The organism is Pseudonocardia sp. WMMC193 (genome assembly GCF_021728735.1).
Lineage (GTDB): Bacteria > Actinomycetota > Actinomycetes > Mycobacteriales > Pseudonocardiaceae > Pseudonocardia > Pseudonocardia oroxyli.
Map to the genome: position 1 here is coordinate 2,656,239 of NZ_JAKKDO010000003.1, position 24,777 is coordinate 2,681,015.

The following is a 24,777-nucleotide window of genomic DNA, read 5'->3' on the forward strand; positions in this document are numbered from 1 at the left end:
AGGGCGCTCAGGCGGCCGCCGTGGTGCCGACGGCGGCGGCGAGGCGCTCGGTGATGATCTGCTCGGCGTCCCGCACGATGCGGGTGACGAGCTCCGCGCAGGTCGGGACGTCGCGGATGAGCGTCTGCACCATGCCCACGGACCAGATCCCCGCGTCCAGGTCGCCCGTCTCGTAGACCTGCCGGCCGCGGGTGCCCGCGACGAGGTCGCGGACCTCCTCGAACGTCGCGCCGGCGTTCAGCTTCTCGACGACCTCGCGGGAGACCGCGTTGTCGGCGACCCGGGAGGTGTTGCGCAGCTGCCGGAAGATCAGCTGGGTGTCCCGCTCCTGGGCCGCCACCAGGCGGTCCTTGACGTTCTGGTGGATGTCGGCCTCGACGGTCGCCATGAACCGGGTGCCCATGTTGATCCCGTCCGCGCCGAGCGCGAGCGCCGCGACCAGACCGCGGCCGTCCCCGAAGCCACCGGAGGCGATGAACGGGATCTCGAGCGCGTCCGCGGCGGCGGGGAGCAGGATCAGGCCGGGGATGTCGTCCTCACCGGGGTGCCCGGCGCACTCGAAGCCGTCGATCGACAGCGCGTCCACCCCGAGCGACTGGGCCTTCACGCCGTGGCGCACCGAGGTGCACTTGTGGATGACCTTGATCCCCGCGTCGTGGAAGTGCGGCAGGTGGTCCACCGGGTTCGCGCCCGCCGTCTCGACGAAGGGCACGCCCTCGTCGATGATCACCTGCCGGTACTCGGCGTACGGCGGCGGCGTGATCGCCGGGAGGATCGTGAGGTTCACCCCGAAGGGCCGGTCGGTGAGCTCTCGGCAGCGGCGGATCTCCGCACGCAGGTCCTCCGGCGTCGGCTGGGTCAGGGCCGTGATGAACCCCAGGGCCCCCGCGTTCGCCACCGCCGCCACGAGCGGCGCGCGCCCGACCCACTGCATGCCCCCCTGGGCGATCGGGTGCTCGACCCCGAACAGCTCCGTGAACCGCGTCCGCATCCGCACTCCCGTCCCCGCCCAGGATCCGCGGGCCGGCCCGGCGGGCGTCGGCGCACGAGTCACTGAACGAACGATCGATGACTTCAGGTGCTCGTGATCGTGCCGGGCGGAGGCGGGGGCGTCAATCGGCTCTCCGTCACGGCCGACGCGGTGTGGAGCCACGACCGTCGTTCTCGGGGCTCGGAACGACCGCCGTGGCTCCACGGTGCGGTGGGTCAGTTGACCCCGCCGAGGGCGCCGTACACCGGCGCCAGCAGGTCGAACACGCCCAGGGTCGGGTCGTCGATCGGCACCGGGAGGTGGTCGGTCACCCACACCGGGTTGCCGGCGACCGGCGTCTCCGCCGGCGGGGTGGACGGCTCGGCGATCACCGGGGCCGCGCTCGCGGTGGTGGCGGTCAGACCCGCCCCGAGGACGGCGAGGGCGACGCCCCCGAGGACGGCGGTGGTGGAGCTGCGGATCATGGTGTGTCCCTTCGATGATGTGTTCAGCACAGCGAGTCGACCGGCTTGGGGTTGGTGTGCCCGAACAGCGGCCGCAGCCGCAGTCCGACCCACGTCCCGGCCAGCGCGACCACACCCCAGATCCAGCCGTGCAGGCTGAACGAGGCGATCCCGGAGAAGTAGGCGCCGATGTTGCAGCCGCCCGCGAGCCGCGCGCCGTACCCCATGAGGATCCCGCCGACGACCGCGCCCACCGCGATCCGCCACGGGATCCGCTTGTGCAGCAGGAAGGCGCCGCCCACGCCGGAGGCGAAGAGCGCCCCCACCATGATCCCGATGTCCAGCACCGAGATCCGGTCGGCGAGCACCGGCCCGGCCAGCATCTTCGCGTTGGCGGGCACCTGCCAGAACGCCCAGTTCTCGGGCTGGGCCCCGAACCACTGCAGCACCTTCGCGCCCCAGAGCCCGAACGCGGACGTCACGCCCCACGGCTGGCCGGACACGAACAGCACGCCGGCGTTCAGCACCGCGAGCGCGATCGCGCCCACCCACATCGGCCACGAGCCCCGCAGCGCACGGGCCAGGCCCGCCGCCGACGGCGGACGCTCGACGGGCGGGGGGTTCCGCCTGCGTGCGACCACGTACGTGGCGCCGGCGATCAGCACCATGACGAGCAGCGAGACCGCGACCGCGCCGGGGATGCCGAAGACCGTGCTGAGGTCGACCGGGATGCCCTGGGGCACCACGAACGTCCAGAAGGGGAAGGTCAGCGCGGCGAAGACGGAGCCGACGACGAACCCGAACAGGGTCAGCACGATCGCCGACTGCCCGCTGCCGACGGCGAACAGCGTGCCGGACGCGCAGGAGCCGCCGATCTGCATCCCGACGCCGAACAGGAAGGCGCCCACGACCAGCCCGATGCCGACCGGGTTGACATAGCCCCGCGGGTCGCCGGACAGGCCGATGCCGGTCGCGAAGATGACGCCGAACAGGACCGTCGCCACGCCGAGCATCAGCATGTGCGCCCGGATGGCCGCGCCCTGCCCCACGGCGACCAGCTGGCGCCACCCGGAGGTGAAGCCGAAGCGCGAGTGGAACAGGGTGAACCCGAGCAGCAGCCCGAGCGCGCCGGTCAGCACCATCGTCGTCGGCGCGACCCGCGAGACGCCCCACAGGAACAGGGCGGCGAGCAGGACCGCGGCGGCGGTCGGGACGGGTTGGACGGGCGCGGCCTTGCGGTCCTGGGGTCCGAACGCCGCGCGCTCGGTGGCGCGCAGGTCGGTGAGTACGGACACGGTGACTCCTCTAGTCGAGTGGGGCGGAGACCGGGACGACGGTCCCGCCGGGGAACCACGACGCCGGGTTGGGGGTGCCGGCGTGGTGCTCGCCGGTGCTGGTCATGGGCACGTCCACCGGGGCGGCGCCGTAGAGCGTCGGTCGCGGGGCGGGCGGGACGCCCTCGTGCCGCGCCCACGCCAGGTACCCGGCGGTGGCGGGCGGCTCACCCGGGAACAGCGCGGCGACGGCTCCCGCGTAGTTCCGCGACCGGGTGTCCTGCGGGTCGAACGTCAGCGGCAGCACCGAGGACGCCGTCGCCGTGACGACTCCGGGGGTCAGCAGCCAGGGCGCCAGGTAGGTCCCACCCAGGTGGGTGGGGGTCTCCAGCGCGCGGGCCGACGCGTCGTCCAGCGCCGCCCGCGCGGGCGCCCAGCCGGACACGACGACCAGCGCCGAGTCCGGGTCGGGCCGGTCGGAGTAGGAGACGTCCGGGGCGGCCTCGTGCACGACGGCGGCGGCCTGCACCGAGCGGGGTGAGTCGTCGGCGACCAGCCGGATCCGGTCCACCCCGCGGTCGACGATGCCGCGCACGGTCGCCCGCAGCGCGTCGGCGTCCGCCTCGGACAGGGCGTCCGACGGGCAGGCGCCCACCTCCGGCGCGGGGGTGCCGGGCCGCTGCCCGGCGAGGTCCCCGAGCAGGGCGGACGCGCACTCCGGCCCGTCCGGGCCGACCAGCGCCCCGGCCTGCTCCGGCGCGGTCCCGGTGTCGACCGGGACCGTCGCCGACCCGGTGCCGACGGCGAGCGTCAGCGTGCCCTTCCCCGGGGGCAGGTCGACGACGGCCCAGCCGCCCCCGGCGCCGTCCCGCGCCGTGATCGGGACGGGCGGGGCGTCCCCGGCGGCGACGGTCGCCGTCGCCGGGGTGGCTCCGTGGTGGTGCGCGACCGGGGTGGTCGCGGCCGGGGCGGTGTAGTCCCCCGAGACGTGCACCAGGTTGGGTCCCGGCCGCAGCGGCGCGACGAGCACGGCGAGGGTCTCGCCGCCGCTCGCCACGGTCCGCAGCAGCGGTTGGCCGGGTACGGGTGCGGGACCGGGCGGCGGGAGCGCCGCCAGCACGGACGCCGCCGCGAGCCCCACGCCGCCGACGACCGCCCCGATGCGGGCGAGCTCGCGGCCCGGGCGCGGGGCGCCGAGCGCCGGTGTCGTGTGCTCGGCGCCGGACGCTCGCGAGTCGTGTGCGCCCGGTGCCGCCGCGATCGCGCCGCCGGCACGGAACGTGCGCTCGGGCCGGGCCGCGACCGCCACGCCCACGACCGCGAGCAGCGGCAGCGCCACCGCCGCGAGCGAGGCGAGGCCGTAGGGGCTGCCGACCAGGTCGTGGCTCGTCTGCGGGCCGCTGACCAGCAGTTGTGCCAGCGCGGCCGCCGTCGCGAGCAGCCCGCCGACGATCGCGACCGGGACGAGCGGGGGCCCGCCCCGACCGGCGGGCTCGTCCGGGACGGCGGCGCCCGACGCCACGGCCGCGAACTGCACCGTCGGGGCCTCTGCGTTCTCGCGGGAGCGGCGCGCCTCGAGAGTCCCCTGGGGAGGGGCGACTCGCGTGCGCGTGGCAGCGGACCCGCGCCGGGCCGCGGCGAGCGTCGCCGCGGCGCCGAGCAGGGCGGCGGCCCCGATGGCGTACGCGACGTCGAGCAGGAACGGGAGGCCGGTCCGGACCGACCCGAGCTGCACCGCCAGCAGACCCAGCAGGACCGCCCCGGGGAGGGCGGCCCAGCGGGACCCGATCAGCGCCGCGGCCGCCAGGGCCGCCACCACCTGCAGGACCGTTCCGAGCACCGCGACGTCCCCGGTCAGGTGCACGACCTCGGCCGCGACGGCCACGACGCCCGCCGCCACCCAGCCCGTCACCCGGATGCCGCGCCCGGGCCGACCGGCGGGCGCCGGGGCGACGAGCCCGACCAGTGCCAGGCCCGCGACCAGCGCGGTCCCGACTAGCAGCGCGACCCGCAGGCCCACCGCGAACGCCCCCGCCTGCTCCCCCAGCGCCGCAGCCGCACGTGCGGCGGAGGTGGGCGAGCCCGCGTCGAGGGCGGAGGCCGTGCCCCCGCCCGCCACCGCGAGGAGCGGGGCGAGCGGGAGCACGACCAGGAGACGCCTACTTGATGTCGGCATCGTTCGCGACGAACAGCATCGAGTGCGGCTTCGCGTTGCCGAAGGCGCCGTGCGGCCAGCGCTCCCGGTTGAACGAGATGCAGGTGTCACCCGTGTTCTCGTCCTTGAAGTCCGCGTCGAGGGTCAGGGACCCGTCCTGCGCGATGTCCACGAGGCAGACCCGGTGGTCACCGTCGGTGCCGGTGCGCGCCACGAAGTAGTTCGCGGTCGCGAGCCGCTTCGGCTGGTCGGTCTGGTGGTAGAAGCCGTCGGCCCCCAGCTCGAGGGTGTCCAGCGCGCCCCAGTGCGGACCACCCGCGGCCTTGCCGGGGTTGATCGTCTGGTGCCCCTTGAGCGTCGGGCAGTCGGACTCGGCGCCGCCCGCCGCGATCTCGGCCTCGGTGTCGATGGAGCACTGGGCGTCGGTGCCGGCGTTCACCAGCTTCTCGATGTCCAGCGCGATGACGCCGCCGTTCGTCCCCGGGTCGGTCGGCCCGAGCGCGCCCGGCTTGCGGCCGATGATCGCGTGGTAGAGCGTCTTGTCGTCCGGGCTGGTCTGCAGCCAGCCGCCGTTGGACGACGGTCCGCCGTTGTCGCCCGCCTTCGGGTCCAGCTCCTTCACCGCGGCGGAGAGGTCGTAGATCTCCTTCCACTCCGGCTCGGGAACGGTGATGTCCGGCGTGTAGAACAGCGCGCCGCCCTGCATGGTCTGGGCGAAGGCGCCCTTGTGGCCGGGCAGGTTGGTGACGGTGGTCTCCATCGCGGCCCGGTTCTCGTTGTGCAGCGGGTCGCCCGCGCCGGAGCGCGGACCGGTCGGCAGGTAGGACACCGACTTGACCTTCGGGTGGTTCAGGTCGGAGATGTCCCAGGTCCGCACCGTGGGTCGACGCAGGTACGGCGACGGCGCCTTCACCGGGTCGAGGATGATCGTCCGCGGCTCGGCGTAGTCACTCGTGACCATCGTGTTCAGGTCCTCGCGGACCTGGATGCCGTGCGGGTTCGCGCAGCTGGGCTGCCCGAGCGCCGGCATGTTGAGGCACTGCGTCGGGTCCTCGGGGGTGCGGGTCGCGGCCGGGGCCTCGACCAGCTTCTGCCCGTCCGGACCGAAGCGCACGACCTCGCCCGGCGTACCCGCGAACCCGTTGCCGGTGCGCACCTCGCCGTTCGAGTAGGTGCAGGGACCGGGGACGACCGGGCCGCCCATGTAGGTCCCGTACGCGGTCCCGTCCTTCAGAACCCAGTACGCGTCCGGCACCGACCCGCAGAGGGTTTGGCTGGGGAGGCTGATGCCGGAGAGCTTGAGCTCCGGCAGCGCGGACACGTCGAAGACGTAGGTGGCCGCCGAGAAGAGGCCACCCGCGTAGATCTTGTCGCCCTTGCGCCACGAGTACTGCATGTGGTGCGGCTCGTTCTCGACCAGCGGGCCCACGGTGGCCGTGTTCACGACCTTGCCGTAGTTCGCCGACCCCTTGGTGACGTCGACGACCGCCATGAAGTCCGGCCCCGGCAGGGCGTTGCGCGCCTTGTCGAGCGGGTTCGCCAGCGACCCGGGCAGGTTCTTGACGTCCGGGACGACGGTGTCCGCGACGTTCTCGTCACCGGCCCAGACGACCATGTACTCGGGACGGGTGCCCGCGTCCGGCTTCGTCGCGGTGTCCACCAGGTTGTTCTCGACCCAGTAGTCCTTGCCGTCCGCGCCCTTGATCGAGGACCGGACCGTCTGGACGTCCGCGTAGGCGTCGCCGCTCGGGATCGCCGTGACCCCGGCGACCACCCCCACCGCCAGCAGGCCGAGCAGGACCTTGCGTGCGCCGCGCATCAGCTGGGGAGCAGTCGGGTGGGCGCGCCCGCGACCGACTTGATCAGGCCCGCGATCGGCACGCCGGCGGGGGCGAAGTCGAGCTGCTGGTTCAGCGGGTCGTCGTAGTACGTCTGGCTGGGCTCGACGTAGGGCGCCGTGGGGGCGGGCGCCGGGTCGATCCCGGTCGGCGCGGACAGCACCGGCGCGAGGTCCGGCACGAGGTCCGGCGTCGCGGCCTGCGCGGTGCCCGCCAGCGCGGCGAGTCCCGCGCTGGCGAGGACGGCACTGCCGAGCAGGCGCGTTCGGAGTCTGGACATGGTGATTCCTTCTTCTCTGGGGAGCGGACGGCTCGGCGGGACCCGCGTCGCCGGGGTGTCCGATGTGGAGCGGGGAGCCCTGGGACACGGCGGGACGGCGGGTCGGGCGCGAACCTGGCGCACCGCGGGGGTGCGTCGGAGCGAGGAGGGGGAGGCGGGGTCTGCGGCGGTGTCGCCGAACGGCCCCGGACCTCAGCTCACCGTCGCGCTACACAGCGCGCTCGCCACGCGGCGCAGGTCGACGTGGCGTCGAACCGCGAAGGTGGTGGTGAGGCGCATGCCGAGGACTGTGCCACCCGTATGGAGCAATGGCGAACAGCGCCCCCCGAGATCGACATTGTCCGGTGCGTCTGGGACGGCCGAAATGGCGGAAATCGTGACCGGGGCCACGCGATTCGACGCCGAAAACGGCTCGGTCCCCACGCGGCGCGGGTCGCACCCACTCTCACCCCATCGTGTTCCCCTGCCCGGGAACCGATCACGGCACGACGATCTCACCAGGGCTCGGAGGCCGACGGAAGCCCACACGATGCCCGCTGGCACGGCCCCATGATCACCCAGGGTCGCGATTTCCCGATCCGGCCGGGGAAATCCGCCGTTAATCTGCGCGCCGCCGCCTAGAACAGACAATCGGCCACCATTCCTGGGAGCTCGACCCGACAATGTCCAGTCATTTCGGCGTTTCCCGGATCACACTTGACCGGGGCCGGATCGGTTGCCTACCGTCGTCGGCAGGTCATGAGTGCCAGCGTCAAGCCCCGGCTCGCTGGTCGGCAACCCTCCTCCGCGGTGGGGTGCTCCGGGTGACGACCTGGCCGCCGCGAACCCGCGGTGGCAAGCGCGGACCCGCGTGCAGCGCCGGGTCCTGTCACGGATCCGGGAGGATCACCATGTCCCACACCGCCGTCGCGCCCTGTGCCGCCCCGACCGCACCCGTTGGCGCCGCGGTCGCGCCGCCCGCCGCTGTCGCACTGCCCGCCCTGGTCGGCACCGGCCTGCCCGTGCCGCTGGTCGACGGGCGCACGGTGCCCTACGCCAACCTCGACCTCGCCGCGAGCGCGCCCGCCCTGCAGGCGGTCGCCGACCACGTCGCCGAGCTGCTCCCCTACTACTCCAGCGTGCACCGCGGCGCGGGCTACGCCAGCCAGGTGTGCACCTCGGTCCTGGAGGCGGCCCGCGGCACGGTCGCCCGGTTCCTCGGGGCCCGCGAGGACGACGTCACGGTGTTCACCCGCAACACCACCGACGCGCTGAACCTGCTGGCCGGGGCCGTGCCGGGTGCGACGCTCTGCCTGGACCTCGAGCACCACGCCACGCTGCTCGCCTGGCGCGGCGACCACCGCGTGCTCGCCGCGGCGGACACGGTCGCGGAGACCCTCGAGCGGCTCGCCGAGGCGCTGACCGAGCGACCCACCGCCCTGCTGGCGATCACCGGCGCGTCGAACGTCACCGGCGAGATCCCGCCGATCGCCGAGATCACCGCCCTCGCGCACGCCGCGGGGTGCCGCGTGGTGCTGGACGCCGCGCAGCTCGCCCCGCACCGCCGCGTCGACATCGCCGCCTGGGACGTCGACTACGTGGTGGTCTCCGGGCACAAGCTCTACGCCCCCTACGGCGCGGGTGCGCTGGTCGGGCGTCGGGACTGGCTGGACGTGGCCGCGCCCTACCTCGCGGGCGGTGGCGCGGTGCAGGCCGTGGGCGTGTCCGGGGCGACCGCCGAGGTCACCTGGGCCCCCGCGCCGCACCGCCACGAGGCCGGCACGCCGAACGTGCTCGGCGCCGCCGCCCTGGCCGCCGCCTGCCGCGCCCTGGACCCGGTGATCGACACCGCGGTGCCCGCGCACGAGCGGGCGCTGCTGCAGCGGCTGACGGCGGGCCTGGCCGAGGTGGCCGAGGTGGTGCCGCTGCGGATCTGGGCGGACGCCGAGGACCGGGTCGGGGTCGTCAGCATCGTGGTGCGGGACGTCCCGGCCGGTCTGGTCGCCGCCGCGCTGTCCGCCGAGCACGGCATCGGCGTGCGGGACGGCCGGTTCTGCGCCCACCCGCTGCTGGCCCGCCTGGCGGGCGGCGCGGACGCGGTCCGGGTGAGCCTGGGCCTGAACACCACCGCATCCGATGTGGACCGGCTGGTGGCGGCGGTGCGCAGCATCGCCGAGCAGGGCCCGGCCGGGGACTACCACGAGGTCCAGGGGCGCTGGACCCCGCGCGGGGACACCCGCGACCTCGACCCGTTCGGCCTCGGGCACACCGCGGGCGGCGCCTCCGGCTGCGGCCACTGAGCCTGCGGCGCGCGTCAGGCGCGGTCGTGCAGGGTGATCCGGTAGCCGTCCGGGTCGGCGAAGGTGAAGGTGCGCCCGAAGGGGCCGTCGATCGGCTCGGCCACGATCGTGTGCCCGTCGGCGACGAGCGCGTCGTGGACGGCCTGCACGTCCGTGGCGTGCAGCCAGATCGCCGCCCCGATGCCGGGGTGCGCGGCGGAGTCGAGGTCGGTGCCGGGCACGACCTCCCGCAGCGCGAACGCGACGGGCTCGGTCTCGAACACGACCGCGTGCGGCGGCCCGGCCTGCGCGCGGACGAGCCCGAGGTACCGCTCGTAGAAGGCCTGCGAGGCGGCGAGGTCGCGCGCCTGGAGGGAGATGAAGTCGGGGCCGGTGACGGGCATGGTGGCACTCCTCGTTTCGTGTCAGCTTTCTGACACGAGCCAGGCTATGTCAGAATCCTGACATGAGTCAAGACGAGGTCGACGGCGTCGTTCTCGAGACGTCGCTCGGCTATCTGCTGAAGGAGGCGTCGAGCGCGCTGCGCCTGGCGATGGAGGACGTGCTGCGCCCGCTGGGGATGACGGTGACCCGCTACTCCTGCCTGGAGCTGCTCGCCCAGCGGCCGGGCCTGTCGAACTCCGACCTCGCGCGGGGCGCGTTCGTGACCCGGCAGTCGATGAACGTGCTGCTCCAGACGCTGGAACGGGAGGGCCTGGTCGCCCGGCCCGCGCAGGCACCCGTCGGCAAGGTGCTGCCGACGCGGCTCACGCCCAGCGGGCGGCGGAGCCTGGCGAAGGCGACCGCCGCGGTGCGGTCCGTCGAGGTCCGGATGCTGTCCGGCCTGACCGAGGCCGACCGGGAGAGCGCCCTGCGGATACTCCGGAGCATGGTCCGTTCCCTGCGCGGCTGACCGCTCGGCATGCGATCACAGGGAGCGCGGCGCATCGTGGGCGCGTCACCGTCGTTGCCTCGTCGGGGTGGGTGGTACACCTCCCCCGGCTGAGGCGGGCACCAGGCGAGCACGGAGCGTTGATGACGGACGAGCAGGGGCTGCAGACATCGGGCCGGACGCCCGAGCAGGCACCCCACGAACCGAGCGAGATCACCTACGCGGAGCACGAGTACCCGGCGCGGCCGCGGACGCTGCGCCACCGCGCGCGGGCCAAGACACCCGTCGTCCGGCGCTCGGTGGCCAAGGACGGCGCCGCGACCGGCGAGAACCCGGCCTACGTGTCCTGGCTGCTCAGCCAGTCGATGCTCGCGGACGCCAACGAGATCGCCCGCCAGTTCTCCGGCCAGGGCTCGATGTGGCAGAACCCCTTCGCCGATCCCGGCCCGCGCCAGGCGGTCGAGACGGCGTCGGTGTGGTTCACCGCCTACCCCATCTCGTTCATCACCCGGCCGGGCGAGTCCTTCCTGGGCGCCCTGGGTGACGAGGCGCTCTGGAACGTCTTCTCCGCGGTGGGCATCGAGGCCGTCCACACCGGACCGGTGAAGCGGGCGGGCGGCATCTCGGGCTGGCAGCTCACCAGCTCCGTCGACGGCCACTTCGACCGGATGTCCACCGAGATCGACCCCGCCTTCGGCACGGAGGCCGAGTTCCGGGCCATGTGCGGCATGGCCACCTGGTCCGGCGGCACGATCATCGACGACATCGTCCCCGGCCACACCGGCAAGGGCGCGGACTTCCGGCTCGCCGAGATGAAGCACGCCGACTACCCCGGCATCTACCACATGGTGGAGATCGAGGAGGAGGACTGGGACCTGCTGCCGGACGTCCCGGCGGGCCGGGACTCCGCCAACCTCGACGCCGCCACCGAGGAGGCCCTGGAGAAGGCCGGCTACATCATCGGCCGCCTGCAGCGCGTCATCTTCTACGCGCCCGGGGTGAAGGAGACGAACTGGAGCGCGACCAAGCCGGTGATCGGCGTGGACGGGGTCTCACGGCGCTGGGTGTACCTGCACTACTTCAAGGACGGGCAGCCCTCCATCAACTGGCTGGACCCCAGCTTCGCCGGGATGCGCCTGGTCATCGGGGACGCGCTGCACTCGCTGGCCGACCTCGGCGCGGGCGCGCTGCGCCTGGACGCCAACGGGTTCCTCGGCGTCGAGAAGGCGGCGGAGGGCATGCCCGCCTGGTCGGAGGGGCACCCGCTGAGCGCCGCGGCCAACCACCTCATCGGCTCCATGGTCCGCAAGGTCGGCGGGTTCACCTTCCAGGAGCTCAACCTCACCATCGACGACATCCGGGCCACCTCCGCCGCGGGCGCGGACCTGTCCTACGACTTCGTCAACCGCCCCGCCTACCACCACGCGCTGGTCACCGCGGACACCGAGTTCCTGCGGCTGACCCTGCGCACGTCCCTGGAGCTGGGCGTCGACCCGGCCGGGCTCGTGCACGCCCTGCAGAACCACGACGAGCTCACCTACGAGCTGCTGCACTGGGCCACCGGCCACCGCGACGACGTCTACCCGTTCGCGGGCGAGGACGTCACCGGCGAGCAGCTGGCCGAGCGGATCCGCGCTGACCTGTCCGAGACGCTGGTGAGCGTCGACTACAACCGGGTGTTCACCACGAACGGCATCGCCTGCACCACGGCGACCGTCATCGCGGCCACGCTGGGCTTCCGCTCGCTCGACGACATCACCGAGGCGGACGTCCCCGCGATCATGCGGGTGCACCTGCTGCTGGCCATGTTCAACGCCCTGCAGCCCGGGGTCTTCGCCCTCTCCGGGTGGGACCTCACCGGCATGCTCACCCTGCCCGCGGAGGACGTCGCCGAGCTGATCGCCGAGGGCGACACCCGCTGGATGAACCGGGCCGCCCACGACCTGATGGGCGTGGCGCCCCAGGCCGTGAAGTCCAGCGCCGGGATGCCGCGCGGCCGCTCGCTCTACGGCCCGCTGCCCGAGCAGCTCGCGGACGAGCGCAGCTTCCTGCGCCAGCTCCAGGCGATCCTGGCGGTCCGGTCCCGGCACGGGATCGCCACGAGCCGCCAGATCGACGTCCCGGACGTCTCGCACCGCGGCATGCTGGTGATGGTGCACGAGCTGGAGGGCGGCGACCAGCACGTCACCGTGCTGAACTTCAGCCCCGAGGCCGTGACCGGCACGATCCGCAGCGAGCACCTCGTGCCCGGCTCCCGCGTGGTGGACATGTTCACCGAGAAGGAGGCCGGGGTGGTGGACGACCTGCGGGCGTTCCTGGTGGAGCTGGAGCCCCACCAGGGCCACTCGTTCCTGCTGGAGCTGCCGTGACAGGGACGGTGCCGAGTACCCACGTCGCGGTCCAGGTCGCCGCGCCCGCGGAGGCCGTCTACGCCTTCGTGACCGACCCGACGAACCTCCCGCGCTGGGCGGCCGGGCTCGCCGGGGCGACGGTCGAGCTCCGCGAGGGGCGCTGGGTGACCGACTCCCCCATGGGCGAGGTCGAGATCGCCTTCGCCCCGCGCAACGAGCACGGCGTCGCGGACCACGACGTCACCCTGCCGGGCGGGGAGGTCGTGTCCAACCCGCTGCGCGTCCTGCCCAACGGCGACGGCTGCGACGTCCTGTTCACCGTCCGGCAGCGGCCGGACATGACCCCCGAGGACCTGGCCCGGGACGTCGCGGCCGTGCGGCAGGACCTCGAGCGGCTCGCAGCCCTGCTGGGGGCCGGTGGTCCGGCGCCGACGGCCCCGAGCCAATAGCCTGCCCCCATGAGCGACGGGAGGCTGGCCGCGCTGCGGCGCGGCGAGAAGCCCCAGAACCTGGTGGGCGAGACCGTGTCGGGGTACGCGGTGTTCGGCGACCACCAGAAGCTGCCGGGCTACTGCCTGCTGATCCACCGCGGCGAGGCCGACCACCTCACCGATCTCGAGCCGCCCGAGCGGACGGCCTTCCTGGAGGATCTCGCCCTGCTCGGCCAGGCGGTCGTCACCGCGCTGCGCGGCGACCCCGCGTTCCGGCGGCTGAACTACGAGATCCTCGGCAACAGCTGGCCCCACCTGCACGCCCACGTCCACCCGCGCTACTCCTGGGAGCCGGACGAGTACCGCTCGCGGCCGGTCTGGCGCTACCCGGACCTGGAGGCCGAGGAGCACCGCGCCGCCGCCGCCCACGCCGAGCTGCGGGACCGGATCGCCCTGGAACTGCGGGCCTTGGTGATCGGCGGGGCCTGAGGGGCCAAGATGGACGCGTGACGCTGCGCCGGCTCGCGGCCCTTGCCGCCCTTCTCGTCCTGCCGTTCCTGCTGTTCGTCGGCACGGCCTCGGCCGACGCGCCCTTCCGCGTACCGGACCGGGTGACCGACCGGGCGGGGGTGCTCACCCCCGCGGACACCACGCGGATCACGCAGGCGGCCGCGCAGCTGCGCAGCGAGAAGGGTTGGGAGCTCTACGTCGTCTACGTCGACTCGTTCGACGGCCGGGACGGACAGGCCTGGGCCGAGGCCACCGCGCAGGCGTCCCAGCTGGGTCGCAACCAGGTGCTGTTCGCCGTGGCGACCGGGGACCGGGTGTACGGCACCTCGTTCGACCAGGGCTTCCCCCTGTCGGCGTCCGCCACGGACGCGATCGAGGCGAACGACGTGCAGCCCCTGCTCGCGCGGTCGGACTGGGCGGGCGCCGCGGTCGCGCTGGCCGACGGGCTCCGCACGGGCGGCTCGTCGAGCGGGTCCGGCGGCTCGGTCGTGCCGTACGTCGTGGGCGGCGCGGTGGTCGTCGGCGGCGGGGCGTACCTGGTCTCGCGGCGTCGGAGGAAGGCGGCGCCCGCTCCCGCCCCGCAGGAGGAGCAGATCGCGGACCCCTTCCCCGGAGAGTCCACCGAGGACCTCGGTTTCCGCTCGTCGCAGGCCCTGCTGGACGTCGACAACGCCGTCGGCACCTCCGAGACCGAGCTGGCGGCCGCCCGCGGCCACTTCGGCGAGGAGGCGGTGGCCCCGTTCGTCGCCGCCCTGGAGGCGTCGCGGGCGGACATGCTGGCGGCCTTCGAGATCCGCCAGCGGCTCGACGACGAGATCCCCGAGACCGAGCCCCAGCAGCGCGCCCTGCACGCGGAGATCCTCCGGCTCGCCACGCAGGCGGACGACCGGCTCGACGCGCAGGTCGAGGCGTTCGACCGGATGCGCGCCCTGGAGGCGGACGCGGGCGGGTACGTCGACGGCCTGGCCTCGCGGCACTTCGGCCTGACCGCACGGATCCCCGAGGTCGAGGCGGCGTGGGCGCGGCTCGGCGCCCGCTACGCGCCCGCCGCGCTGGAGCCCGTGGCGGACCACCTCGCCCAGGCGCACGCCCTGCTCGCCGACGCCGAGAAGGAGATCGGCGAGGCCCGCACCCAGCTCGGCGCCTCCCGCCCCGCCTACGCGGTCGTCGACGGACGGGCCGCCGAGGACGCGCTGACCCAGGCCGAGACCCTGCTCGACGGCGTGGGACGCCGGGAGACCGAGCTCGTCGAGGCGGCGGGCCGGATCCCCGCGGCGCGGGCCGAGGTGGAACAGGACCTCGCCGAGGCCTCGGCGCTGTCCGGGGTGGACGCCGGTGTGCTCGCCAGGGCGCGGGCGGCCCTGGAGTCCGCCGAGCAGGCCGCGACCGCCGCGCAACCCGATCCGCTGGCCGCCCTGCACCTGCTCGACGAGGCGAACGTCGCCCTGGACCAGGCGATCGCGGCGGCCCGCGAGGCGGAGGAGCGGGCGCGCCGGGCGGCCGCGATGCTCGACCAGACCCTCGTCTCCGCGCGCGCCGCGGTGTCGGCGGCGTCGGACTTCGTGTCGACGCGCCGCGGCGCCATCGGGACCCCGGCCCGCACCCGGCTCGCCGAGGCGCAGCGGCACCTCGCCGCCGCCACCGCGGGCGGTGACCCCACCGCGGCCCTGCGCGAGGCCCAGCAGGCCGAGTCCCTCGGCAACGAGGCCCTGAACCTGGCCCGCCAGGACGTGAACCGCTGGTCCGGACCCACCCAGGGCGGCGGCAGCACCGGCGTCGACCTGGGCAGCCTGGTGCTCGGCGGCATCCTCAACGAGGCCATGCGCGGCGGCGGCTACCGAGGCGGGTCCCGAGGCGGCGGCTTCGGCGGTGGCGGGTTCGGCGGCGGCCGCTCCCCCGGCAGCTTCGGCGGCTCGGCATCCCGCGGGCGCCGGGGCGGTGGCGGCCGCTTCTAGCCCACGCACTATGGAACCATAACGTCGATCCGAGGCCTCGAAACGGACGTTACGGTTCCATAGTGCGTCAGAGGAGGGCGCGGATGCTGCGCTCGAAGCCCTCCACGTGGGCTCGGGCCAGTGCCTCGGCCCTGTCCTCCTCGCCCGCCACCACCGCGTCCAACAGGTCGGCGTGCTCGTGGACGTGGCCGGGGAGCGCGGGCAGGCGGTCGAGGAACAGGACCCAGATCCGGGTGGCGAGATTGTCCAGGCGCACGCAGACGTCCTCGAGGTGCGGGTTGCCCGTGGCGCGGTAGAGCGCCCGGTGGACCTCGACGTCCGCGCGCAGCAGCGCCCGCGGGTCGCCCTCGGGGTCCAGCCCGGCGATCGTGCGGGCGAGCTCCCGCAGGGCGGCGCGGTCGGCCGCGCCCGCGTCCCGGGCGGCCGCGCGGGCGGCGAGCGGCTCGAGCACGAACCGGACCTGGGACAGGTTCGCCAGGTCGGTGATGTCCACGGGGGTCGCGAACGTGCCCCGCCGCGGATAGGCGACGACGAGCCGGTCGACCTCGAGCCGCTTGAGCGCCTCGCGCACCGGGGTGCGCCCGGTGCCGAGCTCGGCGGCCAGCCGGTCGTCGTTCAGCGGGTCGCCGGGGCGGATCTCCAGCATGACGAGCCGGTCCCGGATCGCCGCGTACGCGCGGTCGGCCAGCGACTCGCCCGCGCCGAGCTCTGCCGTCACGCTCATCCGCACTCCCCCTTGACCTCGCGGCCACCGTACCCCATGGTTGATATACCAGTCCACGCGTACGTGCCGACCAGAGAGAGCACGCCATGTCGCTCGCCACCCGCTCCGCCCTTGGACTCCCGCTCGCCGAGGCCGATCCGGAGGTGCACGCCGCCGTCACCGCCGAGCTGGCCCGGCAGCGGGACACCCTCGAGATGATCGCCAGCGAGAACGTCGCGCCGCTGGCCGTGCTGCAGGCGCAGGGCTCGGTGCTCACCAACAAGTACGCCGAGGGCTACCCGGGCCGCCGCTACTACGGCGGCTGCGAACACGTCGACGTCGTGGAGCAGCTGGCGATCGACCGGCTGAAGGCCCTGTTCGGCGCCGAGTACGCCAACGTCCAGCCGCACTCCGGCGCGCAGGCGAACGCCGCCGCCATGGCCGCCCTGCTCTCCCCCGGCGACACGATCCTCGGCCTCGACCTCGCGCACGGCGGGCACCTGACCCACGGGATGCGGCTGAACTTCTCCGGCAAGCTCTACGACGTCGCGGCCTACCACGTCCGCGAGTCGGACCACCGCGTCGACATGGCCGAGGTCGAGCGGCTCGCCCTGCAGCGGCGGCCGACGCTGATCGTGGCGGGCTGGTCGGCCTACCCGCGGCAGCTGGACTTCGCCGAGTTCCGCCGGATCGCCGACTCGGTGGGCGCCTACCTCATGGTGGACATGGCGCACTTCGCGGGCCTGGTCGCGGCGGGGCTGCACCCGAGCCCGGTGCCGCACGCCCACGTCGTCACCTCGACCACGCACAAGACGCTAGGCGGGCCGCGCGGCGGCGTGATCCTCGCCCGAGGCGACCTGGCGAAGAAGTTCAACTCGTCGGTGTTCCCCGGCCAGCAGGGCGGGCCGCTCGAGCACGTCATCGCCGCGAAGGCGGTGGCGTTCAAGCTGGCCGCCACGCCCGAGTTCCGCGAGCGCCAGGAGCGGACCCTCGCCGGCGCCCGGATCCTGGCCTCGCGGCTGCTGGCCGAGGAGAACGTGAGCGTGGTGTCCGGGGGCACGGACGTCCACCTCGTGCTCGTCGACCTGCGCCACCACGAGCTCGACGGACAGCAGGCCGAGGACCGGCTCGACGCCGTCGGGATCACGGTCAACCGCAACGCCGTCCCCTTCGACCCCCGCCCCCCGATGGTCAGCTCCGGCCTGCGGATCGGCACCCCCGCGCTCGCCACCCGCGGGTTCACCGAGGCGGACTTCACCGAGGTGTCGGACGTCATCGCCCTCGCCCTGCGCCCCGACCCGGACCTCGCCGCGCTGAGGTCCCGAGTGGACGCGCTCGTCGCCCGCCACCCGCTCTACCCGGAGATCTGATGGCTGAGAACCTTCCCGAGCACCCGGACTTCCTCTGGCGTACACCGGACCCTCGCCGCAGCTACGACGTGGTCGTCGTCGGCGGCGGCGGGCACGGCCTGGCCACCGCGCACTACCTCGCGAAGAACCACGGGATCACGAACGTCGCGGTGCTGGAGAAGGGCTGGCTCGCGGGCGGCAACATGGCCCGCAACACCACCCTGATCCGCTCCAACTACCTGTGGGACGAGTCCGCGGCGATCTACGAGCACGCGCTGAAGCTGTGGGAGGGGCTGGAGGAGGACCTCGGCTACCCGATCCTGTTCTCCCAGCGCGGCGTGCTGAACCTCGCCCACACCGAGCAGGACGTCCGCGACTCGGTCCGCCGCGTCGAGGCCAACCGGCTCAACGGGATCGACGCCGAGTGGCTCTCCCCCGACGAGGTCGCCAAGATCTGCCCGATCGTCAACGTGTCCGGGGACATCCGCTACCCCGTCCACGGCGCGACCTACCAGCCGCGCGCGGGCATCGCGAAGCACGACTACGTGGCCTGGGGGTTCGCCCGCCGCGCCGACGAGGCCGGGATCGACCTGATCCAGGACTGCGAGGTCGTGGGCTTCGAGACCGACGGCGACCGGGTCACCGGAGTCCGGACGACCCGGGGTGACATCGCCTGCGGCACGGTGGCGCTGTGCGCGGCCGGGCACACGTCCGTGCTGCTGGACATGCTGGGCGTCCCGGCGCCGCTGCAGTCACACCCGTTGCAGGCCTTGGTCTCCGAGCTGCTCGAGCCCGTCCACCCCACGATCGTCATGTCGAACGCGGTGCACGTCTACGTCTCCCAGGCGCACAAGGGCGAGCTGGTGATGGGCGCGGGTGTGGACTCCTACAACGGCTACGGCCAGCGCGGCGCCTTCCACATCATCGAGCGTCAGATGGCGGCCGCGGTGGAGCTGTTCCCGGTGTTCGCCCGCGCGCACCTGCTGCGGACGTGGGGCGGGATCGTGGACGTCACCCCGGACGCGTCGCCGATCGTCGGGCACACGCCCTACGCCAACGTGTACCTGAACAGTGGTTGGGGCACAGGCGGTTTCAAGGCCACCCCCGGCATCGGGTGGTGCCTGGCGGACACCGTCGCGCACGGCCGCCCGCACCCCTACGTCGCCCCGTTCGCCCTCGACCGGTTCACGACCGGCGCGCTCGTCGACGAGCACGGCGCCGCGGCCGTCGCCCACTAGGAGCCGTCATGCAGCTGATCGAGTGTCCGTACTGCGGCCCCCGCGAGGAGGTCGAGTTCCACTACGGCGGACAGGCCGGGGTGGCCTACCCCGCGGACCCCGCCGCCCTGACCGACGAGGAGTGGGGGCGTTTCGTGTTCGTCCGCGCGAACCCCAAGGGGCGCTTCGAGGAGCGCTGGAGCCACGCGGCGGGCTGCCGCCGCTGGTTCACCGCCGTCCGGGACACCGCGACCTACCGGTTCTCGCGATGACGCGCGTCGACGGGTACGGCCGGGTCGACCGGACGCGCACGCTGCGCTTCACCTTCGACGGGGTCTCCTACACCGGCCACCCCGGCGACACGCTGGCCTCGGCGCTGCTCGCCCACGGGGTCCGGACGATCGCGCGCAGCGTGAAGCATGACCGCCCGCGCGGCGTCACGGCCGCCTGGAGCGAGGACCCGACCGGCCTCGTGCAGGTCGAGGAGCCCTTCCCCGAGCCGATGCTGCTCGCCACCACGATCGAGCTGGTCGACGGCCTGGTCGCCTCCTCGATCGGCGGTCGCGGCCGGCTGGCCGAGGTCCCCGACACCGCGCGCTACGACCGCCGGTACGCGCACTGCGAGACCCTGGTGGTCGGGGCGGGCCCCGCGGGCCTGCTCGCCGCCCGCACCGCGGCCCGCCGCGGCGACCGCGTGGTGCTGGTGGACGACCGCCCCGCCGCGGGCGGCTCGCTGACCGGCACCGAACGGATCTGCGGCCGGGACGCGCTGGACTTCGTCGCCGACACGCTCGCCGAGCTGCGCGCGCACCCGGACGTGCGGATCCTGCTGCGCACCACCGCGTTCGGCCACTACGACGACGGGTTCGTCCTCGCCCTGGAGCGCCGGACCGACCACCTGGCCCCGGCGCCGCAGGGCCTGTCCCGGCAGCGGGTCTGGCGGATCCGGGCCGGGCACGTGGTCGTGGCGACCGGCGCCCACGAGCGCCCGATCGTGGTGGCGGACAACGACCGTCCCGGGATCATGCTCGCCGCCTCCGCGCGCGACCTCCTGCACCGGTACGGGGTGCTCGCGGGCCGCAGGGTCGTGGTCTTCACCAGCGACGACGCCGCCTACGACGCCGCCGCCGACCTCGCCGGGGCGGGCGCGGAAGTGACGCTCCTCGACCCCCGCCCCGTGCGCGGCGATAGTCGCTCCGGCGACTATCGCCGCGCACGAGGGCTGGTGCTGGGGACCGGTGCCGGACCGGACGGCGCGATCAGCCACGTGCTCACCGACCAGGGCGAGCTGCCCTGCGACCTGCTCCTGCTCTCCGGCGGCTGGAACCCGACCTCCCACCTGTTCTCGCACGTCCGCGGCGCCCTGCGCTACGACGCCGAGCTGGGCGCGTTCCGACCGGGTGAGGCCCTGGCGGGGGTGACCGTGGTCGGCGCCGCGAACGGGACGTTCGACCTCGCCGGGTGCCTCGCGGAGGGCCGGGGCGAGACCCCCGAGCCCCTCCCCCGCACCAACCTGGTCCTGTGGCGGACCGACGGCGACCCCGCGCGCCAGTACGTCGACCTGCAGCGCGACTCGACGGTCGCCGACATCGCGCGCGCCACGGGGGCCGGGCTGCGCAGCGTCGAGCACGTCAAGCGCTACACCACGATCGGCACCGCGCACGACCAGGGCAAGACCTCCGGCGTGCTCGCGAGCGCGATCACCGCCGAGCTGCTCGGGGTGCCGATCGAGTCGCTGGGCACCACCACGTTCCGGCCTCCGTACACCCCGGTCGCGTTCGCGGCGCTGGCCGGGCGGGAGCGCGGGCAGCTCTTCGACCCGGTCCGGACCACGGCGCTGCACGCCTGGCACGTGGCGCGCGGGGCGGTGTTCGAGGACGTCGGCCAGTGGAAGCGGGCACGGTACTACCCGCTGCCCGGTGAGGCTGGTGGCACTGAGGACATGGACACCGCGGTGCTGCGCGAGTGCGCGGCGGTCCGCCGGGACGTCGGCATCCTCGACGGCTCCACGCTCGGCAAGATCGAGGTCCGCGGCCCGGACGCGGGCGCCTTCCTCGACATGATCTACACGAACCTCATGTCCAGCCTGCGGCCCGGCCGGGTCCGCTACGGCGTGATGTGCGGCCTCGACGGCATGGTGATCGACGACGGCACCGTCCTGCGGCTGGACGACGAGGGTTTCCTCGTCTACACCACCACCGGCGGCGCCGCGCCGATCCTGGACCACATGGAGGAGTGGCTGCAGACCGAGTGGCCGCACCTGCGCGTCACGCTGACGTCGGTGACCGAGCAGTGGGCGACCTTCCCGGTCGTGGGGCCGCGGAGCCGGGACGTGGTGGGCGCGCTCGCCCCGCACGTCGACGTCTCCGCCGCGGCCTTCCCGTTCATGACCTGGCAGGACACCGAGGTGGACGGCGTGCCGGTCCGGCTGGCCCGGATCAGCTTCTCCGGCGAGCTGGCCTGGGAGGTCAACGTCGACGGCTGGCACGCCCCCGCCTTGTGGCGCAGGCTGATCGCGCTCGGCGAGCCGTACGGGATCACCCCCTACGGCACCGAGACGATGCACGTGCTGCGCGCGGAGAAGGGCTACCCGATCATCGGGCAGGACACCGACGGCACCGTGACCCCGCAGGACCTCGGGATGAGCTGGGCGGTCTCGACGAAGAAGGTCGACTTCATCGGCAAGCGGTCGTTCGCGCGGGCGGAGAACCGCAACCCGCTGCGCAAGCAGCTCGTGGGGCTGCTGCCGCTGGACCCGACGGTGAAGCTGCCGGAGGGCTCGCAGATCGTCGAGCAGACCGAGGAGCTGCCGCCGCCCCCGGTGCCGATGCTCGGCCATGTCACGTCCAGCTACCGCAGCGCCGCGCTCGGCCGCACGTTCGCGTTGGCCCTGGTCAAGGGCGGGCACGCGCGGATCGGCGAGCGGCTGACCGTCCCGGTGGCCGGGGACCTGGTCCCCGTCGAGGTCACCGGATCCGTGCTCGTCGACCCCGAGGGGACCCGCCGCGATGGCTGAGACGCTCACCCGCACCGGCGCGCTCGACGGCTGGGCCGCCCGGTTCGCCGAGCTCCCGGACTCGGTCGCCCTCCTGGCCGAGCCGTTCCACACGATGACGAGCGTCCGCGGCGAGACCGCCCTGCGCCCGAACACCTGGGTGGCGGACGACGGGTTCGACGCCGTGTGGCTCGGCCCCGACGAGGTCCTGCGGACCAGCCCGTTCCGCTCCGCCGCCGAGCTGGGCGGCACGGACGTCTCCGCGCAGCGCACCACGATCCGGCTGCGCGGGGCCCACGCCCGGGACGTCCTGGAGACGGGGTGCGCGATCGACCTGCACCCGCGCGTGTTCGGCGCGGGTTCGGCGGCGGTCACCACGCTCGGCCAGGCGAACGTGATCCTGCTCTGCCTGGGCGAGAACGACTACCGCATCCTCGTGCGGTCCTCGTTCGCCGCGTACCTGGCGGAGTGGTTGCTCGACGCCGCCACGGAGTGGCGCACGGACACCGCCACGGAGTGGCGCACGGACACCGGGGCGGAGCACCGCGGATGACCGTGTCCGCGTTCGACCTGTTCACCGTGGGCATCGGGCCGTCGAGCTCTCACACGGTGGGTCCGATGCGGGCGGCGCGCCTGTTCGTCGAGCGGCTGGGGCGCGAGGGGCTCCTGCCCCGGGTGGTCCGTGTCCGGGCGGAGCTGTTCGGCAGCCTCGGGGCGACCGGGAAGGGGCACGGCAGCGTCGGCGCGGTGGTGCGCGGACTGGCCGGGGAGGAGCCGGAGACGGTCGACCCGCGGTCGTCGACCGTGGCGGACGTCGAGCGGACCGGCCGCATCCGTCTGGCCGGTGTGCACGAGGCCGCCGCCCCGGAGGTGATCCTGCACCGCAGGCGGGTGCTCCCCTTCCACCCCAACGGGATGCGCTTCACCGCCACCGCCGGGGACACCACGCTGCTGACCGCGGAGTACTTCTCGGTGGGCGGCGGGTTCGTCGTCGACGGCGAGGCGTGGCGCCCACCCGCCGTCGCGGTGCCGCACCCCTACTCGACCGGGGCCGAGCTGCTCACGCGCTGCCGGGAGACCGGGCTGTCGATCAGCGCGCTCACCCTGGCCAACGAGTGCGCCAGCCGCACCGAGGCCGAGGTCCGCGACGGGCTGCTCGCGCTGTGGGCGGTGATGCAGGAGTGCGTCGAGCGCGGGTCCACGACGACCGGGGTGCTGCCGGGCGGCCTGCAGGTCCGACGGCGGGCGGCCGACATGCGGGCGGCGCTGCAGGAGGAGGACGCGGACCCCGCCGAGTGGGTCACGCTGTTCGCCCTGGCCGTCAACGAGGAGAACGCGGCGGGCGGGCGCGTCGTCACGGCCCCCACCAACGGCGCGGCCGGGATCGTGCCCGCGGTCCTGCACTACTACCGGCGGTTCTGCCGGGGCGCCGACGACGACGGCGTCGTCCGGTTCCTCTTGGCCGCCACCGCCGTCGGCAGCCTGTTCAAGGAGAACGCCTCGATCTCCGGCGCCGAGGTCGGCTGCCAGGGTGAGGTGGGCTCGGCCTGCTCCATGGCTGCCGCCGGGCTCGCGGAGGTCATGGGCGGCAGCCCGGAGCAGGTGGAGAACGCCGCGGAGATCGGCATCGAGCACAACCTGGGCCTGACCTGCGACCCGATCGGCGGCCTGGTCCAGATCCCCTGCATCGAGCGGAACGCCGTCGCCGCGTCGAAGGCGATCACCGCGGCCCGGATGGCGGTGCGCGGGGACGGCGTGCACCACGTCAGCCTCGACAAGGCCATCCGGACCATGCGGCTGACCGGCCGGGACATGAAGAGCAAGTACAAGGAGACCAGCCGCGGCGGCCTGGCCCTGACCGTCGTGGAGTGCTGAGCCGAGAGTCGTGCGTGGTAAGTGGTGCTGGAGCACCACTTACCACGCACGGGCGGCGAAGCCGCTACACCACACCGCGGTCGTGCAGCCCGCCGAGCTCGGCCGGGGACAGGCCCAGCACCTCGCTCAGCACCTCGTCGGTCTCGCGGCCGAGCACCGGGGTGGCGCCCGCGTCGCCGTGGTCGCCGTCGAACCGCAGCGGCGACCGGGCGGTGATCGCGGACGTCCCGTCCGGCATCTCCAGGTCCGCGAGGACCGCGTGCCCGCCGGTGCGGTGGGCGGCCACCACGTCCGTCATGCCCTGGTAGCGGCCCCAGAGCACGCGGGCGGTGTCCAGCTCGTCGGACACCGTCTTGGAGTCGCGGGCCAGGAACCAGGGCTTGAGGACGGCCGCGATGGTGTCCCGCAGCCGGTAGCGCTCCGACTCGCTCGTCAGGTCCGCCTCGAGCGCCTGCTCGAGCGCGGCGAACACCTCGCCGGTCCCGGTCACCGAGGTCAGGGCGGACCACTGGCCGGGGGTCAGCGCCACGACCATCACCCGCTGGCCGTCCGAGCAGGCGAAGTCCACGCCGAACGAGCCGTACACGTGGTTGCCGTGTCGCGGGCGCTCCGTGCCCCGCTCGGCGGCCTCCGACAGCCAGCCCAGGTTCGCCACCCCGGCCAGCGCGACGTCCGAGAGCGCGAGCTCCACGAACGCCCCCTCGCCGGTCGTGGACCTGGCGTAGAGCGCGGCGAGGACGGCCGTGGACACCGACAGACCGGTGACCAGGTCCCAGGCGGGGAGCACGTGGTTGACCGGCGCGGCGCCCTCCTCGGTCCCGGTGATCTGCGGGATCCCGACCTCGGCGTTGACGGTGTAGTCGACGGCGGGCCGCCCGTCCGGATAGCCCTGCACCCGGACGTGGATCAGGTCGGCCCGCTTCGCGCGCAGGGTCTCCGGGGCCATCCACCGCCGCCCGACGACGTTGTCCACCAGCACGCCGGTCGCGGCGATCAGGTCGGTGACCAGGGCGCGGCCCTCGTCGGAGCGCATGTCCACGGCGACCGAGCGCTTGCCCTTGTTCAGCGAGGCCCAGTAGAACGAGTCACCCGCCCGGTCCACCGGCCAGCGCAGATGGTCCGACCCGCCGCCCAGCGGGTCGATCCGGATCACCGAGGCACCGAGCTGGGCGAGGGTCATGCCGCCCGTCGGTCCCGCGACGAAGCTCGCGCACTCCACCACCTGCAACCCGGCCAGAGGTCTACTCACACGAGCCAGGC

General features: G+C 74.0%; 22 protein-coding genes and 1 riboswitch. Of the genes, 12 read left to right on the forward strand and 10 right to left on the reverse strand.

Annotated features, from left to right (window positions below):
• Positions 1-7 precede the first annotated feature (7 nt).
• The 7 genes from L3X23_RS13980 to L3X23_RS36600 all read right to left on the reverse strand — a co-directional run bounded on the left by L3X23_RS13980 (position 8) and on the right by L3X23_RS36600 (position 7,260).
• Positions 8-991 (reverse strand): nitronate monooxygenase family protein, encoded by a 984-nt coding sequence (locus L3X23_RS13980; RefSeq protein ID WP_237192626.1) that lies wholly within the window; start codon positions 989-991, stop codon positions 8-10.
• Positions 992-1,206: 215 nt separating this feature from the next.
• Positions 1,207-1,455 carry a hypothetical protein gene (locus tag L3X23_RS13985; RefSeq protein WP_237192627.1) on the reverse strand — a complete coding sequence of 83 codons (249 nt, stop codon included), beginning with the start codon at positions 1,453-1,455 and terminating at the stop codon, positions 1,207-1,209.
• Positions 1,456-1,478: 23 nt separating this feature from the next.
• Positions 1,479-2,729 carry a YeeE/YedE family protein gene (locus L3X23_RS13990; RefSeq protein WP_237192628.1) on the reverse strand — a complete coding sequence of 417 codons (1,251 nt, stop codon included), beginning with the start codon at positions 2,727-2,729 and terminating at the stop codon, positions 1,479-1,481.
• A gap of 10 nt (positions 2,730-2,739) precedes the next feature.
• Positions 2,740-4,854, reverse strand: a complete 2,115-nt coding sequence (locus L3X23_RS13995; protein WP_237192629.1) for a hypothetical protein — start codon at positions 4,852-4,854, stop codon at positions 2,740-2,742.
• Positions 4,855-4,867: 13 nt separating this feature from the next.
• Positions 4,868-6,682 (reverse strand): selenium-binding family protein, encoded by a 1,815-nt coding sequence (locus L3X23_RS14000; RefSeq protein WP_237192630.1) that lies wholly within the window; start codon positions 6,680-6,682, stop codon positions 4,868-4,870.
• Positions 6,682-6,981 carry a hypothetical protein gene (locus tag L3X23_RS14005; protein ID WP_237192631.1) on the reverse strand — a complete coding sequence of 100 codons (300 nt, stop codon included), beginning with the start codon at positions 6,979-6,981 and terminating at the stop codon, positions 6,682-6,684. The genes L3X23_RS14000 and L3X23_RS14005 overlap by 1 nt, the downstream gene beginning before the upstream one ends.
• A 192-nt stretch (positions 6,982-7,173) precedes the next feature.
• Positions 7,174-7,260: a putative leader peptide gene (locus L3X23_RS36600; RefSeq protein WP_374204987.1), complete on the reverse strand. Its 87-nt coding sequence runs from the start codon at positions 7,258-7,260 to the stop codon at positions 7,174-7,176.
• 455 nt (positions 7,261-7,715) lie between these two features.
• A riboswitch (SAM riboswitch) is annotated at positions 7,716-7,828 on the forward strand.
• Positions 7,829-7,871: 43 nt separating this feature from the next.
• Between L3X23_RS36600 and L3X23_RS14010 the strand changes: the two genes are divergently transcribed.
• Positions 7,872-9,260 (forward strand): aminotransferase class V-fold PLP-dependent enzyme, encoded by a 1,389-nt coding sequence (locus L3X23_RS14010; RefSeq protein ID WP_237192632.1) that lies wholly within the window; start codon positions 7,872-7,874, stop codon positions 9,258-9,260.
• Between the two features lie 14 nt (positions 9,261-9,274).
• Here L3X23_RS14010 and L3X23_RS14015 read toward each other — a convergent pair whose 3' ends face one another.
• Positions 9,275-9,643: a VOC family protein gene (locus L3X23_RS14015; protein WP_237192633.1), complete on the reverse strand. Its 369-nt coding sequence runs from the start codon at positions 9,641-9,643 to the stop codon at positions 9,275-9,277.
• Between the two features lie 62 nt (positions 9,644-9,705).
• On the opposite strand from L3X23_RS14015, the gene L3X23_RS14020 reads away from it, so the two are divergent.
• The 5 genes from L3X23_RS14020 (at position 9,706) to L3X23_RS14040 (ending at position 15,378) form a co-directional block, all read left to right on the forward strand.
• Positions 9,706-10,152 (forward strand): MarR family winged helix-turn-helix transcriptional regulator, encoded by a 447-nt coding sequence (locus tag L3X23_RS14020; protein ID WP_237192634.1) that lies wholly within the window; start codon positions 9,706-9,708, stop codon positions 10,150-10,152.
• 122 nt (positions 10,153-10,274) lie between these two features.
• The gene (gene treS, locus L3X23_RS14025; RefSeq protein WP_237192635.1) at positions 10,275-12,500 is read left to right on the forward strand and encodes a maltose alpha-D-glucosyltransferase; all 2,226 of its coding nucleotides are present in this window, start codon (positions 10,275-10,277) and stop codon (positions 12,498-12,500) included.
• Positions 12,497-12,931, forward strand: a complete 435-nt coding sequence (locus L3X23_RS14030; RefSeq protein ID WP_237192636.1) for an SRPBCC family protein — start codon at positions 12,497-12,499, stop codon at positions 12,929-12,931. The genes treS and L3X23_RS14030 overlap by 4 nt, the downstream gene beginning before the upstream one ends.
• A 9-nt stretch (positions 12,932-12,940) precedes the next feature.
• A complete protein-coding gene (locus L3X23_RS14035; protein WP_237192637.1) occupies positions 12,941-13,402 on the forward strand; it encodes an HIT family protein in 462 nt (153 codons plus the stop codon).
• 17 nt (positions 13,403-13,419) lie between these two features.
• Positions 13,420-15,378 (forward strand): TPM domain-containing protein, encoded by a 1,959-nt coding sequence (locus L3X23_RS14040; RefSeq protein ID WP_237192638.1) that lies wholly within the window; start codon positions 13,420-13,422, stop codon positions 15,376-15,378.
• Positions 15,379-15,445: 67 nt separating this feature from the next.
• On the opposite strand, the gene L3X23_RS14045 is transcribed toward L3X23_RS14040, so the two are convergent.
• Positions 15,446-16,102, reverse strand: coding sequence for a GntR family transcriptional regulator (locus tag L3X23_RS14045; protein WP_237192639.1), 657 nt, complete (start codon positions 16,100-16,102; stop codon positions 15,446-15,448).
• Positions 16,103-16,188: 86 nt separating this feature from the next.
• Here L3X23_RS14045 and glyA point away from each other — a divergent pair, with 86 nt between their 5' ends.
• The 6 genes from glyA to L3X23_RS14075 are packed head-to-tail and all read left to right on the forward strand — an operon-like array spanning position 16,189 to position 23,517.
• On the forward strand, positions 16,189-17,451 hold the full coding sequence (gene glyA / locus L3X23_RS14050; protein ID WP_237192640.1) for a serine hydroxymethyltransferase: 1,263 nt from the start codon (positions 16,189-16,191) through the stop codon (positions 17,449-17,451).
• The gene (locus L3X23_RS14055) at positions 17,451-18,668 is read left to right on the forward strand and encodes a sarcosine oxidase subunit beta family protein (protein WP_237192641.1); all 1,218 of its coding nucleotides are present in this window, start codon (positions 17,451-17,453) and stop codon (positions 18,666-18,668) included. Before glyA ends, L3X23_RS14055 begins: the two co-directional genes overlap by 1 nt.
• 8 nt (positions 18,669-18,676) lie before the next feature.
• A complete protein-coding gene (locus tag L3X23_RS14060; protein ID WP_093078829.1) occupies positions 18,677-18,919 on the forward strand; it encodes a sarcosine oxidase subunit delta in 243 nt (80 codons plus the stop codon).
• Complete coding sequence (locus L3X23_RS14065) at positions 18,916-21,663, forward strand: 2Fe-2S iron-sulfur cluster-binding protein (protein ID WP_237192642.1); 2,748 nt, start codon at positions 18,916-18,918, stop codon at positions 21,661-21,663. The genes L3X23_RS14060 and L3X23_RS14065 overlap by 4 nt, the downstream gene beginning before the upstream one ends.
• Positions 21,656-22,195 (forward strand): sarcosine oxidase subunit gamma, encoded by a 540-nt coding sequence (locus L3X23_RS14070; RefSeq protein ID WP_237192643.1) that lies wholly within the window; start codon positions 21,656-21,658, stop codon positions 22,193-22,195. The genes L3X23_RS14065 and L3X23_RS14070 overlap by 8 nt, the downstream gene beginning before the upstream one ends.
• Positions 22,192-23,517: an L-serine ammonia-lyase gene (locus tag L3X23_RS14075; protein WP_237192644.1), complete on the forward strand. Its 1,326-nt coding sequence runs from the start codon at positions 22,192-22,194 to the stop codon at positions 23,515-23,517. Before L3X23_RS14070 ends, L3X23_RS14075 begins: the two co-directional genes overlap by 4 nt.
• 64 nt (positions 23,518-23,581) lie before the next feature.
• Here L3X23_RS14075 and L3X23_RS14080 read toward each other — a convergent pair whose 3' ends face one another.
• On the reverse strand, positions 23,582-24,766 hold the full coding sequence (locus L3X23_RS14080) for a CoA transferase (protein WP_237192645.1): 1,185 nt from the start codon (positions 24,764-24,766) through the stop codon (positions 23,582-23,584).
• Positions 24,767-24,777: the final 11 nt, after the last annotated feature.